This is a genomic window from Stutzerimonas azotifigens, from assembly GCF_013522725.1.
Classification (GTDB): Bacteria; Pseudomonadota; Gammaproteobacteria; order Pseudomonadales; family Pseudomonadaceae; genus Stutzerimonas; species Stutzerimonas azotifigens_A.
This window is the reverse complement of the sequence record NZ_JAAMRF010000003.1, coordinates 132,132-145,696: the sequence shown is the minus strand read 5'-3', so window position 1 is coordinate 145,696 and position 13,565 is coordinate 132,132. Positions and strand designations below refer to the sequence as shown.

14 protein-coding genes are annotated in these 13,565 nt (G+C 65.8%); 9 read left to right on the top strand and 5 right to left on the bottom strand.

Annotation, left to right across the window (positions count from 1 at the left end; all coding sequences use genetic code 11):
- Nucleotides 1-2: 2 nt before the first annotated feature.
- A complete protein-coding gene (locus G7026_RS06540; RefSeq protein ID WP_181069953.1) occupies nt 3-770 on the bottom strand; it encodes an SDR family NAD(P)-dependent oxidoreductase in 768 nt (255 codons plus the stop codon).
- Nucleotides 771-1,329: 559 nt separating this feature from the next.
- Here G7026_RS06540 and dctP point away from each other — a divergent pair.
- The 4 genes from dctP to G7026_RS06520 all read left to right on the top strand — a co-directional run bounded on the left by dctP (nt 1,330) and on the right by G7026_RS06520 (nt 5,607).
- Nucleotides 1,330-2,370, top strand: a complete 1,041-nt coding sequence (gene dctP / locus G7026_RS06535; RefSeq protein WP_181069952.1) for a TRAP transporter substrate-binding protein DctP — start codon at nt 1,330-1,332, stop codon at nt 2,368-2,370.
- Between the two features lie 72 nt (nt 2,371-2,442).
- Nucleotides 2,443-2,982, top strand: coding sequence for a TRAP transporter small permease subunit (locus G7026_RS06530; RefSeq protein WP_181069951.1), 540 nt, complete (start codon nt 2,443-2,445; stop codon nt 2,980-2,982).
- Nucleotides 2,979-4,289 (top strand): TRAP transporter large permease, encoded by a 1,311-nt coding sequence (locus G7026_RS06525; protein ID WP_181069950.1) that lies wholly within the window; start codon nt 2,979-2,981, stop codon nt 4,287-4,289. Before G7026_RS06530 ends, G7026_RS06525 begins: the two co-directional genes overlap by 4 nt.
- A 73-nt stretch (nt 4,290-4,362) precedes the next feature.
- A complete protein-coding gene (locus G7026_RS06520) occupies nt 4,363-5,607 on the top strand; it encodes an OprD family porin (protein WP_181069949.1) in 1,245 nt (414 codons plus the stop codon).
- Nucleotides 5,608-5,664: 57 nt separating this feature from the next.
- On the opposite strand, the gene G7026_RS06515 is transcribed toward G7026_RS06520, so the two are convergent.
- The 4 genes from G7026_RS06515 to G7026_RS06500 are packed head-to-tail and all read right to left on the bottom strand — an operon-like array spanning nt 5,665 to nt 9,199.
- A complete protein-coding gene (locus G7026_RS06515; RefSeq protein WP_181069948.1) occupies nt 5,665-6,312 on the bottom strand; it encodes an ABC-type transport auxiliary lipoprotein family protein in 648 nt (215 codons plus the stop codon).
- Nucleotides 6,309-7,247, bottom strand: a complete 939-nt coding sequence (locus tag G7026_RS06510; RefSeq protein WP_181069947.1) for an MlaD family protein — start codon at nt 7,245-7,247, stop codon at nt 6,309-6,311. The genes G7026_RS06515 and G7026_RS06510 overlap by 4 nt, the downstream gene beginning before the upstream one ends.
- On the bottom strand, nt 7,248-8,051 hold the full coding sequence (locus G7026_RS06505) for an ABC transporter ATP-binding protein (protein ID WP_308811763.1): 804 nt from the start codon (nt 8,049-8,051) through the stop codon (nt 7,248-7,250).
- Nucleotides 8,048-9,199, bottom strand: coding sequence for an ABC transporter permease (locus G7026_RS06500; protein ID WP_181069946.1), 1,152 nt, complete (start codon nt 9,197-9,199; stop codon nt 8,048-8,050). The genes G7026_RS06505 and G7026_RS06500 overlap by 4 nt, the downstream gene beginning before the upstream one ends.
- Nucleotides 9,200-9,356: 157 nt before the next feature.
- Between G7026_RS06500 and G7026_RS06495 the strand changes: the two genes are divergently transcribed.
- The 5 genes from G7026_RS06495 (at nt 9,357) to rfbD (ending at nt 13,562) form a co-directional block, all read left to right on the top strand.
- Complete coding sequence (locus G7026_RS06495; RefSeq protein ID WP_181069945.1) at nt 9,357-10,001, top strand: YceH family protein; 645 nt, start codon at nt 9,357-9,359, stop codon at nt 9,999-10,001.
- Between the two features lie 171 nt (nt 10,002-10,172).
- The gene (gene rfbB / locus G7026_RS06490; protein WP_181069944.1) at nt 10,173-11,246 is read left to right on the top strand and encodes a dTDP-glucose 4,6-dehydratase; all 1,074 of its coding nucleotides are present in this window, start codon (nt 10,173-10,175) and stop codon (nt 11,244-11,246) included.
- On the top strand, nt 11,243-12,115 hold the full coding sequence (rfbA, locus tag G7026_RS06485; RefSeq protein ID WP_181069943.1) for a glucose-1-phosphate thymidylyltransferase RfbA: 873 nt from the start codon (nt 11,243-11,245) through the stop codon (nt 12,113-12,115). Before rfbB ends, rfbA begins: the two co-directional genes overlap by 4 nt.
- A complete protein-coding gene (gene rfbC, locus G7026_RS06480) occupies nt 12,112-12,657 on the top strand; it encodes a dTDP-4-dehydrorhamnose 3,5-epimerase (RefSeq protein ID WP_181069942.1) in 546 nt (181 codons plus the stop codon). The genes rfbA and rfbC overlap by 4 nt, the downstream gene beginning before the upstream one ends.
- Complete coding sequence (rfbD, locus tag G7026_RS06475; RefSeq protein ID WP_181069941.1) at nt 12,654-13,562, top strand: dTDP-4-dehydrorhamnose reductase; 909 nt, start codon at nt 12,654-12,656, stop codon at nt 13,560-13,562. The genes rfbC and rfbD overlap by 4 nt, the downstream gene beginning before the upstream one ends.
- The last annotated feature ends 3 nt before the right edge of the window (nt 13,563-13,565 follow it).

The following is a 13,565-nucleotide window of genomic DNA, read 5'->3' as shown; positions in this document are numbered from 1 at the left end:
CCTCAGCAGGCCGTCTCGCCGCCGTCGGCGACGATCACCTGGCCGGTGATGTAGGCACTGGCAGGCGCGGCGAGAAAGACCGCCAGGCCCGCGATGTCGATCGGCTCGCCGATCCGGCGCAGCGGCGTCTTCTCGGCGGCGCGCCGCACCCGCTCGGGATCGTCCAGCAGCGCCTTGGCGAAATCGGTGCGCACCAGTCCCGGCGCGATGGCGTTGACGCGGATGCCGTCCGGCCCCCATTCGGCGGCCAGGTTGCGCGCCAGCGCCGCCTCGGCCGCCTTCGACACGCCGTAGGTGCCGATGGTGGTGTTGCCGCGCAGCCCGGCGATGCTCGAAAGCATGATCACCGCGCCGCCACCCCGCTCGGCCATGCCTGGCAACACCCTGTTGCAAAGCCAGAAGGTACCCTTGACGTTGGTCTCCATGATCTTGTCCCAGGCCTCGTCGGTCATCTCCCGGGTCGGCCCGTAGACCGGGTTGGTGGCGGCATTGCAGACCAGTACGTCGATCTGTCCCCAGCGCTCGAGGGTGGTGTCGACCAGCCGCTGCAGATCCTCCTTGCGCCCGACGTGGCAGGGCACGGCGATGGCCTCGAAGCCGGCCGCGACGAGCTCGCCGGCCACCTGCTCGCAGGCATCGGCCTTGCGGCTGGAGATCACCACGCGGGCGCCGCAGCGCGCCATCTGCTCGGCGATGGCGCGGCCGATACCCTTGGTGGAACCGGTGATCAGCGCCACCTTGCCGCTCAGATCGAACAGGGGATTGGTCATCGAGGCACCTCTCATGACACGGCCTGGCTCAGGCCGGCGGTTTCCAGTGCGTTGCGCGCAGATCGACGCTCACGCAGCGCGTTTTCTTGTTGTTTTCGCTCACCGGCACGACTTGCACGCCTGGATACTTCACTGACCGACGACGGGTCTGCGGGTGAGGCTATTCGCGGTCGAGACCGCTCCCACCAGGGGTCAGGCGATCCGTGGCAGCGGTCTTGACCGCGAGCTTCCAGGGGCCCACGGCCCCCGAATAACCACTGCCAACGCACGCCAGCTTCCCGTCGGGGCAACCGTGAAACGGCCCTTTTTTTGACGCTGTCACGGCTCGCCCAGGGCCGTCAATTTGAAAAACGTCCCCATCAAGACGGTTGATATCGCATCACAGCGAAATGCTTTTCGCCGGACGGGCTGTTGAAAAATTGTCCTGACGTGCTAGGTTCGCCTTAACGATATGCAAAAGGTAATTTCGCACTGCGAAACATTTAGCCAGTGTAGCTGACAAAATCGGTACCGCGTTGCAGTTCTGAACCCAGAACAATTACAAGAAAGAGGATCCGAAATGAAATTGTCGCCCCCGCTCAAGACCCTCAAGCTCGCCGTCGGCGCCGCCCTGCTGGCCGTTGCCGCGCTGGCACCCTCGCTCGCCAGCGCCCAGGACGTTGCCAAGTGGCGTGTGCAGTCCCACTGGCCAGGCGCCAGCAGCTCCTACAAGGACAGCCTGGTACGCCTGAAGAACGAAATCGAGCGCCGCACCGAGGGTCGCGTCCAGCTGCAGCTGTTCGAAGCCGGCGCGCTGTTCAAGGCGCAGGAGACCTTCAACGCGGTCAGCCGCGGCATCATCCAGATGGGTACCATTTCTCCCGGCTACGCCCAGGACAAGATCACCCTGGCGGGCATCGCCTCGGGTCTGCCGTTCGCCTTCCAGCACGTGTGGGAGGCGGCCTATTTCCATCAGCAGCTGGGCTTCGAGCAGATGCTGCGCGAGGAGTCGGCCAAGTTCGGCGTCTACTGGGCGACTGACAAGGTCTACCCCACCGAAATGGTGGTGAAGAAGCCGATCAACAGCTGGGAAGACTTCACCCGCCTGAAGATCCGCTCTTCGGGTGCCCTGCAGAAATTCCTCAACGAAGCCGGCGCCTCCACTACCTACCTGCCCGGCAGCGAGCTGTATCCGGCGCTCGACACCGGCGTGGTCGACGCGGCCCACTGGGGCGCGGCCCAGGGTGCGGCGAGCATGAGCTTCTACGAGGTGGCCAAATACCACGTCAAACCGGCCCTGAACATCGCCGGCACCGACGTCACCATCGTCAGCCAGAAGGCGCTCGACGCGCTGTCCGAGCGCGACCAGGAAATCGTCAAGCAGGTGCTGGACGAGCAATTCTGGTACCGCACCAACGAGTACCTCTACCAAGAGCACATCGCGCTCAGCAAGGCCGTCAAGGAGCAAGGCGTCGAGGTCAACACGTTGCCCGAAGACGTACAGAAGCGCCTGACCGACATCGCTCGCAACACCTGGGAAGAAGAAGGCAAGCGCAGCGACAAGGCCGCCGAAGCGCTGAACAAGCTCAAGGCGTTCCTCGGCGAGCTCGGCTACCTCTGAGTCGCCCATTGCCTGGCCGCCGCCCCGGGGCGGCGGCCGATTCCTTTCGATACTTCCTGTCAGGGCAGAGCAATGCGCGTGATTCGTGCCTACGTGAACGGCATCAGCCGACTCAATTCCTTCATCGGCCGCTGGGTCGCCTACCTGATCTTCGCGATCTTCCTGTTGCTGATCGGCGAGGTATTCATGCGCTACGTGCTGTCCTCGCCGACGTCCTGGACCAACGAGCTGGGGCAGATGCTGTTCGGCCTCTACGTGGTGCTGTCGGGCGGCTACCTGCTGCTGCACCGCGATCACGTCAACGTCGACATCTTCTACGGCACGCTGTCACGGCGCGCCCAGGCCTGCCTGGACATCTTCACCTCGTCGATGTTCTTCCTGTTCACGGCCGCCCTGCTCTACTTCGGCAGCTCCATGGCGTGGGAGTCGATCGGCAGCCGGGAAACCTCGTTCTCGGCCTGGAACCCGCCGATCTGGCCGATCAAGGCGGCGATCCCCATCGGCACCGCGCTGCTTCTGCTGCAGGGCATCGCCAAGCTGCTGCAGGACATCCTCGTCGCGCTGGACAAGGCTGACGACAGCGCCGACGTCCCATCGGAGCACGCCCGATGAGCATCGAAATCACCACACTGCTGTTCTTTCTCGCCCTGGTGTTCTTCCTGCTGCTGGGGCTGCCGCTGGCCTTCGTGCTGGGCGGCGTGTCGGTACTGTTCCTCTATTTCACCTGGGGCGTCGACGCCTTCTACATGGTCGCCTCGCAGATGTGGGGCACCATGGAGAGCTTCACCCTGGTGGCGATCCCGCTGTTCGTCTTCATGGCGATGATTCTCGAGCGCACCGGCGTGGCCAAGGACCTCTACCGGATGATGCACCTGTGGTGCGGCGGCATGCGCGGCGGCCTGGCGATCGGCACCCTGGGCATCTGCGCGGTGTTCGGCGCGATGGTCGGCATTAGCGGCGCGGCGGTGGTGGCCATGGGCACCATCGCGCTGCCGGCGATGCTCGAACGTGGCTACGACAAGCGCATGGTGCTGGGCTGCATCAACACCGGCGGCGGCTGGGGCATCCTGATCCCGCCGAGCATCATGATGATCCTCTACGCCATGATCAGCGGCGTCTCGGTGGGCAAGATGTTCGCCGCCGGGGTGCTGCCGGGCCTACTGCTGGTGGCGCTGACGCTGATCTACGTGATCGTGCGCAGCCACCTGCAACCGCACCTGGCGCCGGCCCTGCCGCCCGAGGAGCGCGGCAGCTGGAGCGAGAAGTTCACCGCCCTGCGCGCCGTGCTCTTGCCGATCGGCATCGTGGCGATGGTGCTGGGCTCGATCATCGGCGGCGTCACCACGCCTACCGAGGCGGCGGCCATGGGTGTGCTCGGCGCGCTGATCTCGGCCGCGATCTACCGCAAGCTGGACTGGCCGGTGCTGCACGAGGCGGCGATCCGCACCTTCAAGCTGACCGGGATGATCGCCTGGATTCTCTTCGCTGCTCATGCCTTCAGCTCCGCCTACCAGGGCATGGGCGCCCAGGCCCTGATCGAGGGGCTGATGATGGACCTGCCCGGCGGGCGTTGGGGCGTGATCATCGTGATGATGGCCCTGGTGTTCGTGATGGGCATGCTGCTCGACCCGGTCGGAATCATGCTGATCACCCTGCCGGTGTTCCTGCCGATCGTGGCCTCGCTGGGCTTCGATCCGATCTGGTTCGGCATCCTCTTCGTGATCAACATGGAAATCGGCTACATGACGCCGCCCTTCGGCTTCAACCTGTTCTACCTCAAGGGCATCGTGCCGCCGGGCATCACCATGAAGGACATCTACTGGTCGGTGATCCCCTTCGTACTCGTCAACCTGGTGGGCCTGGCGATCATCGCCATGATCCCGGAGATCGCGACCTACCTGCCCAACCTGCTGTTCTGACCCGCCGGCGGGCTCTCGTCTGCCCGCCGCGCACCTGGCCATCCTTTCCAACAACAACAAAAGGAACGACCCGATGCCCAAGACGCCCCTTGCCCGGTCCGTCACCCTCGCCGCCCTCGCCGGCGGCCTCGCCGGCGGCCTCGCCGCGCCTGCCGCCCACGCCGACTTCATCGGCGACAGCCGCGCCAACCTGGAGCTGCGCAACTTCTACGTCAACAGCGACAACCGCCAGGACGGCGTGGCGCAGTCCAAGGCCGAGGAATGGGCCCAGGGATTTCTGCTCAAGTTCGAATCGGGCTTCACCGAGGGCACCGTGGGGGTCGGCGTCGACGCCCTCGGCCTGCTGGGGGTCAAGCTCGACTCGAGCCCCGAACGCGCCGGCAGCGGCTTGCTGCCGGGCGGCTTCAACGACCCCGCGCCGGACGACTACAGCAACCTCGGCATGACCGCCAAGGTGCGCGTCTCCAAGAGCACCCTGCGCGTCGGTACGCTGATCCCAAAGCTGCCGACCATCCTGCCCAACGACACGCGCCTGCTGCCGCAGACCTTTCGCGGCGCCCAGCTCACCTCCGAGGAGATCGACGGCCTGACCCTCAACGCCGGGCGTTTGACCGAGAACAGCCTGCGCAGCGAGGCCGGCTACGAGGACATGATCATGTCCGGGGTCGCCGGCGGCCGGCAGACCGACAAGTTCGACTTCGGCAGCGCCAGTTACCGCTGGAACAAGGCCCTGTCCACCGCCTATAGCTACGGCAGGCTTGACGGCAACTACAAGCAGCACATCGTCAACCTCACCCACGTGGCCGCCCTGGGCGACAGCCAGTCGTTCAAGAGCGACCTGCGCTACGCCCGCTCGACCAGCGACGGCAACGCGACGGTGGACAACAAGGCCTTCGGCGCGATGTTCACCTACAGCCTGAGCGGCCATTCGTTCGGCCTGGCCTACCAGAAGATGAGCGGCGACACGGCCTACCCCTTCATCAACGGCAGCGATGCCTTTCTGGTCAACTACGTGATGATCGCACCGACCTTCGCCAACGCCGACGAGCGCTCCTGGCAGGCCCGCTACGATTACAACTTCGCTGCGATGGGAATCCCGGGGCTGTCGCTGATGGCGCGCTACATCAGCGGCGACGACTTCGGCCCGGGCGGCGACAGCAAGGAATGGGAACGCGACACGGACCTCGCCTACGTCATCCAGAGCGGTGCGCTGAAGAACCTCGGGCTCAAGTGGCGCAACGGCACCTACCGCGCCAGCGGCGGCCGCAAGATCGACCAGAACCGCCTGATCCTGAGCTACAGCATTCCTCTGATGTAACCCGCCCAGGTCACGCCTGGCCGATCGAGGCATTTGCCTCGGTCGGCCAGCGGTACATCAGTGCTGTCCTTGGCCCATCTCCAGACGGGGCCGTTGCGCCAGGGTCCAGTTCACCACCTCGGCGGACAATCGGTCGCTGGCCTCGCCAAAGGCCCGCACGACCTGGTCGACCGACTCGCCTCGGCTTGGCTGGCGCACTTCGAGCCGCTGGCTGGCGACAATCCGCTGGCTGGCGTTATGGACCAGCCGCAGATCCAGGCGAATCACCACCACCGGTGCCCCTTCGACGTACTCGGTCTGGAAGGCGCGCAAGTCACTGAACAGCTCCACATCGGCATGGATCTTCACGTCATCGCTGGTGACCGAGGCGATGCGCCCATCCTCCTGGAAGGCTTCGACCAGGCGGTTGCGCAGCAGCACCGGCGCCGAGTCGCTCCAGCGGGCACCCTTGTAGCTGCTGATCCGGTTGCCCTCGGGAATCACCGCGATGCGCGGCCCGCCGAGAATCTGGCTGGCCTGGGGCGTGGAGACCCGCAGGGACAGGTCCAGCGGTGCCGCGGCCGGCTGGCCCGTACTCGCCGGTGAGGCCAGGGTGCCTGGCAACAGGTAGACGGCGATCGGATCCGGCGACGAGACCAGCGCACAGGACGTCAGGCTGGCGAACATGGCCAGCGCAGCAAGGCGCGGCAGACGGCTGAGGATCATGGTTCGAACTCCTGGATGCGTTCCCGCCCGAGCAGGAAGCCGGTGGGGTTGTCTTCGAGACGGCGGGTCACGCGGCGAAGCGCGCCGAGGGTCTGGCGCAGCTCGCCGATGGCGGGTCCCAGGTCGCCGACGCCCTGCAGGCCGCTGTTGAGCGATTCCTGGTTCTGCTCGAAGAGCTGGTCGAGGCGGCTGGTGGAGCGCTCCAGCGCCGCCATCGACTGCGCGGCACTGTCGAGCAGGCCCCGCCCTTCTTCATCCAGCAGGCCGTTGGCGTTACGCGCCAGCTGGGTCATTTCCTCGAGCGCGGCGCTGGTCTGGCGGCCCAGGCCGTTTAGCTGGGCGAGCGCCTCGGCGAGATCGCCACGCTGCTCGGAGAGCACCCGCGTGGCCTGCTCGATGTGGTCCAGCGTGCTGCTGATGCGCTGGGTGTTCTCCTCCGAGAACATTCGGTTGGCGCTGCCCAGCAGGCTGTTGATGTTGCCCAGCAGGTCTTCCCCGTTGGCCAGCAGATTGGCCAGCGGGGACGGGTCGGCGACGATGATCGGCGGCTCGCCGGTCTTGCTGGTCAGCAGCGGGCTTTCCGGGGTGCCGCCGTGCAGCTGGATGACCATGCTGCCGGTAATGTTGGCCAGCGCCAGGCGCACCCGGGTGTCCTGCTTGATCGGCGTGTCGGCATAGACCCGGATCCGCGCCCGCACCTTGCGCGGGTCGTCCGGCTCCAGGCGCAGCGATTCGACATCGCCGACCTTGATGCCGCTGTACTCCACCGAGCCGCCCACCGACAGGCCGCTGACGTCGCGGTTGAAGATCACGTCGTAGATCCTGAACTCACGGTCCATGCTCGATTTGCCGAGCCAGAGCGCGAACAGCAGCGCGCCGCCCACCGCGATCACGGTGAACAGGCCGATCAGGACATGATGGGCGCGGGTTTCCATTCAGGGAGCCTCCAGAAGTTCGGCAGCCTTGTGTGCCGCACGGCCACGCGGACCGTGGAAGTAATCGCGGATCCAGGCATCGTCGGTGGCCTCGACCACCTCCAGCCGATCAGCCACCAGTACACGCTTTTGCGACAGTACCGCGACCCGGTCGCAGATGGTGTAGAGGGTGTCGAGGTCGTGGGTGACCAGGAACACGCTCAGGCCCAGCGCGTCGCGCAGGGTCAGAATCAGCTGATCGAAGGCCGCCGCCCCGATCGGGTCGAGCCCTGCGGTCGGCTCGTCGAGAAACAGCACCTCGGGGTCCATCGCCAGCGAGCGGGCCAGCGCCGCGCGCTTGACCATGCCGCCGGAGAGCTCGTCGGGAAACTTGCAGGCCGCCCCGGAGGGCAACCCGGCCAGGGCCAGCTTCAGCCGTGCCAGGTGCTCGGCATCGCGGCGGCTGAGCCCTGCATGCTCGATCAGGGGCAACGCGACGTTCTCCTGCAGGTTCAGCGAGGTGAACAGTGCGCCGCGCTGGAACAGCACGCCGAAGCGCCGCTCCACCTGGGAACGGCGCACCGGGCTCAGCGCCAGCAGTTCCTCGCCGAACACCCGCACGCTGCCTTCGGTGGGCCGGCGCAAGCCGACGATGCTGCGCAGCAGCACCGACTTGCCGGTCCCCGAGCCGCCAACCACGCCGAGGATCTCGCCACGGCGGATATCCAGGTCGAGCCCGTCGTGCACGGTCTGCCGGCCAAAGCGGTTGACCAGGCCGCGCACCTGGATCAGCGTCTCGGCCGTCGACGCCTGCGGGCCCGTCACCAGCCCATCTCCATGAAGAACATCGCGGCGACCGCATCGATCAGGATCACCATGAAGATCGACTGCACCACGCTGGAGGTGGTGTGCTCGCCCACCGACTGGGCGCTGCCGGAAACCTTGAAGCCTTCCAGGCAACCGATCACGCCGATCAGGAAGGCGAACACCGGCGCCTTCGCCAGGCCGACCAGAAAGTGGCTGATGCCGATATCGCGCTGCAGGATGCCGACGAACTGGGCGACCGAAATGTCCAGCGCCAGCACGCACACCACCGCGCCGCCGACGATCCCGCAGAGCATGCCGACGAAGGTAAGGATCGGCAGCGCGACCATCATCGCCAGTACCCGCGGCAGCACCAGGAGCTCGACCGGATCGAGACCGAGGGTGCGAATCGCGTCGACTTCCTCGTTGGCCTTCATCGAGCCGATCTGCGCGGCGAAGGCACTGGCGCTGCGCCCGGCGAGCAGGATCGCCGCCAGCAGCACGCCGAATTCGCGCAGGAAGGCGAAGGCCACCAGGCTCACCGTGTAGATGCTGGCGCCGAATTCGGCGAGCACCGTGGCGCCGAGAAAGGCCACCACCGCGCCGACCATGAAGGTCAGCAGCGCGACGATCGGCACCGCGTCCAGGCCGGTCTGCTCGATATGCGATGCCAGTGCGGTGAGCCGCCAGCGGCGCGGACGCAGGACGGTCAGCGCAAGCGCCTGCAAGGTCAGGCCGATGAAGCCGAGCAAGGCGCGCTGCTGCTGCCAGACATGGGCAACGGTGCGGCCGATGTGGGCCAGCACGTCACCGACCGCCGAGCCGCTGCGTGTATCGTCCGGCTCGCCACTGGGCGCGTTCAGGGCATCGGCGACGCTGCGCAGCAGGGCCAGCCGCTCGTCCGGCAGCTGCGGTGCCCATTGATCGACGCGCGCCAGTCGCTCGGCGCCTATCAGTTCGGCCAGCAGCCCGGCACCGGCGGTATCCAGTGCGCCGACTCCAGCCAGATCCACGGTGCTGGCCTGGCTGACCCGCGGCTGAGCCCGCTGAACCTCGCGCCGCAGAGTCGCGTAATGCGCAAGGGTCCAGTCGCCGGACAGCTGCAGATGGCTGCCGGACGTCTCGTCCTGCAGGCGCAGCGTGCCGGGTAGCCTGGTATCAGCGTGCATCAATATCCCTTGGTGAAAGTGGTGACGTCGCGCGACCTACTTGATCCTAACAGCCAGCGCCGATGAGCAGTACCGCCGCCGTCATCGCCCGCCTGGGCATATGGGCAACCGCTTCGTGGCCAGCTAGGCTTGGCGCTTTCGCAAACAAGGAGAACCCATGACCCTGTCTGACCCCGGCGACATCGAGAATTCTCCGCAGCCGCTGAGCGCCACCGAAGCCCGCATCCTCGGATGCCTGATCGAAAAGCAGGCGCTTTCGCCGGAAACCTACCCCCTGACGCTCAATGCGCTGGTGTTGGCCTGCAACCAGAAGACCAGCCGCGAGCCGGTGATGAACCTCTCTGCCGGCCAGGTCGGCCAGGGCCTGCGCACGCTCGAGGAGCAAGGGCTGGTGCGGATGGTCATGGGCAGCCGTGCCGACCGCTGGGAGCACCGTGCCGAAAAGGCGCTGCAACTGACTGCGCCACAGGTAGCGCTGATCGGCCTACTGCTGTTGCGCGGCCCGCAGACCCTCAACGAATTGCTGACCCGCAGCAGCCGGATGCAACCCTTCGATGACCTGGCCGACGTCCAGCATCAGCTCGAACGCCTGGCCAGCCGCACGCTGGTGACCCGCCTGTCACGCCAGGCCGGCCAGCGAGAGGAGCGCTACATGCAGCTGCTGGCCGGCAACGAAGTGCCGGCCAGCAGCTGCGCGGACGAAGCGGACGCGCCGGTCGCCCCCTCTCGCCTCGAAGCGCTGGAAGCCCGCGTGCAGGCGCTCGAAGAGCGGCTCGCCAGGCTCGAAGGCACGTCCGACTAAGCCCCGCCGCCGACCCGCTCGTCTTCGGCCCGCCCAGCCGAGCGCAAGGTACCTCGAAATGTCATCGAGCTCCTTGCGGCGGCTTGGGAATTTTTGAATTTCGGCTGTGTCTATGCAGCCGATATGCTAAGAGCCTGCTGCTCTACAGCGCGCCAAGGAAGCCCTATCATCATGCGCATTCTCGTTACCGGCGGAGCCGGATTCATCGGCTCCGCACTTATCCGTCACCTGATCCTCGACACCGAGCACAGCGTTCTCAACTTGGACAAGCTGACCTACGCCGGCAACCTGGAATCGCTCAGCGAAGTTCAGGACAATCCCCGCTACCGGTTCGTCCAGGCCGACATCGCCGATCGTGATCGGGTAAGCGAGGCGCTGCTGGAGTTCCAGCCCGACGCCATCATGCACCTGGCCGCCGAATCCCACGTCGACCGCTCCATCGACGGGCCTGCCGAATTCATCCACACCAACATCGTCGGCACCTATCAGCTGCTCGAAGCGACCCGCGCCTACTGGCAGAGCCTGCCAGCCGAGCGCCGCGACGCGTTCCGCTTCCATCACATCTCCACCGACGAGGTGTACGGCGACCTGCACGGCGTCGACGACCTGTTCACCGAGACCACGCCCTACGCGCCCAGCTCCCCGTACTCGGCGAGCAAGGCTTCGTCCGACCACCTGGTCCGCGCCTGGCACCGCACCTACGGGTTGCCGGTGCTGGTGACCAACTGCTCGAACAACTACGGTCCCTTCCACTTCCCGGAAAAGCTGATCCCGCTGGTGATCCTCAACGCACTGGACGGCAAGAAGCTGCCGGTCTATGGCGATGGCTCGCAGGTACGCGACTGGCTGTTCGTCGAGGACCACGCCCGCGCCCTGTTCAAAGTGGTGAGCGAAGGCGTGATCGGCGAGACCTACAACATCGGCGGCCACAACGAGCAGAAGAACATCGACGTGGTGCGCGGCATCTGCGCCCTCCTCGAAGAGCTGGCACCTCAGAAGCCGGCCGGTGTCGAACGTTTCGAAGACCTGATCACCTTCGTCAAGGATCGCCCGGGCCACGACCTGCGCTACGCGATCGACGCCAGCAAGATCGAGCGCGAGCTCGGCTGGGTGCCGCAGGAAACCTTCCAGACCGGCCTGCGCAAGACCGTGCAGTGGTACCTGGACAACCTCGAATGGTGCCGTCGCGTACAGGACGGTAGCTATCAACGTGAGCGCCTCGGCGCGCTGGAGCAAAGCGCATGAAAGGAATCATCCTCGCCGGGGGCTCCGGCACCCGCCTGCACCCCATCACCCTGGGCGTATCCAAGCAGCTGCTGCCGATCTACGACAAGCCGATGGCCTACTACCCGATCTCGGTGCTGATGCTGGCCGGGATTCGCGACATTCTGGTCATTTCCACCCCGACCGACCTGCCGCAGTACCGCAACCTGCTGGGCGATGGCAGCCAGTTCGGCGTGAACTTCAGCTACGCCGAACAGCCCTCTCCGGACGGCCTGGCCCAGGCCTTCCTGATCGGCGAAGACTTCATCGGCGACGATTCTGTGTGCCTGATCCTGGGCGACAACATCTTCCATGGCCAGCACTTCACCGAGAAGCTCAAGCGCGCCGCGAGCCAGCCCGATGGCGCGACGGTGTTCGGCTACTGGGTCAAGGATCCGGAGCGCTTTGGCGTGATCGACTTCGACGAGTCGGGCAAGGCCCTGTCCATCGAGGAGAAGCCGAAGAAGCCTAAGTCCAGCTTCGCCGTCACCGGCCTGTACTTCTACGACAATGACGTGGTTCAGATCGCCAAGTCGATCAAGCCCTCGCCGCGCGGCGAGCTGGAGATCACCGACGTCAACATGGCCTACCTGCAGCGCGGCGACCTGCGCGTCGAGCGCTTCGGCCGCGGCTTCGCCTGGCTCGATACCGGCACCCACGACAGCCTGCTCGAAGCCTCGCAGTACGTGCAGACCATCGAGCACCGCCAAGGCCTGAAAGTGGCCTGCCTCGAGGAAATCGCCTACCAGAACGGCTGGATCGATCATCAGCAGCTGCTCGCGCGCGCCGACCTGTTCGGCAAGACCGGTTACGGCCAGTACCTGTTCAAGCTCGCCGGGGAATACGCATGAACGTGATCGAGACCAGCCTGCCCGGTGTGCTGGTCATCGAACCCAAGGTGTTCGGTGACGCGCGGGGGTTTTTCTATGAAAGCTTCAACGCCGCGCGCTTCGAAGACGCCACCGGCGTCAAGCGCGAGTTCGTTCAGGACAACCACTCCAAGTCCCAGCGCGGTGTACTGCGCGGCCTGCATTATCAGATCCAGCAGCCCCAGGGGAAACTGGTGCGCGTGGTCGCTGGCGAAGTCTTCGACGTCGCCGTCGACCTGCGCCGCAGCTCGCCGACCTTCGGCAAGTGGTTCGGCATCCACCTGAACGCCGAGAGCCACCGCCAGCTCTGGATTCCCGAGGGCTTCGCCCACGGCTTCGTGGTGCTCAGCGAAACGGCCGAATTTCTCTACAAGACCACCGACTACTACGCACCGGCGTACGAGCGCAGCCTGCTCTGGAACGACCCGGCGCTCGGCATCGAGTGGCCCATCGACCAGGCACCGCAACTGTCCCCGAAAGACGTCGCCGGCTTGCCCCTCAGCGAGGCGGAGTGCTTTGCATGAACATCCTGATCATCGGTAAACAGGGCCAGCTGTCACGCGAACTGCAGTTGGAACTTGCCGGTGACGGGCAGGTGACTGCGCTCGGCCACACCGAACTGGATCTGGCGGACCCCGAACAGGTTCGCCAGCAGATCCGTCGGCTGCGGCCGGAGCTGATCATCAACACCGCGGCCTACACCGCGGTGGATGCCGCCGAAGACAACCGCGAGCAGGCCTTCGCCATCAATGCCACCGGCCCCGGCGTACTCGCCGAGGAGGCGGCCACCCTTGGCGTACCCTTGATCCACTACTCCACCGACTACGTTTTCAACGGCCGCAAACCTGCGCCCTATACCGAGCAGGACACTCCCGACCCATTGAGTGTCTATGGCGCCAGCAAGCTGGCCGGAGAACGGGCGATCCAGTCGGTCGACGGCCAGTATCTGGTGCTTCGCACCAGCTGGGTCTACTCGCTGCACGGCAAGAACTTCCTGTTGACCATGCAGCGCCTGCTGCAGGAACGCGACCGCCTCTCGGTGGTCGCCGACGAGATCGGCTCGCCAACCTGGGCCGGTACGCTCGCGCAAGTCACCCGGCAGATGGTGCTCGCCTGGCGCGACGGTAAAGGCGGCCCTTGGGGCCTGTACCATCTGACCTCCACGGGCGAGACCTCCTGGTACGGCTTCGCCTGCGCCATCGGCGAACACCTGCGCGCGCAGGGCAAAGCCTGCGCCGAGGTGAGCCCCATCGCCTCGAAGGACTACCCCACCGCGGCCCAGCGTCCCCTAAATTCCCGTCTGGACTGCAGCCTGCTGCAACAGACCTGGAACCTCCAGCTGCCCGACTGGGAAGCGGCCATGCACCAATGCCTCGCTACCCCGCGGAACCTGGAGGCCAGACCCGAGACGGCCAGGCAGGACGCCTGACCG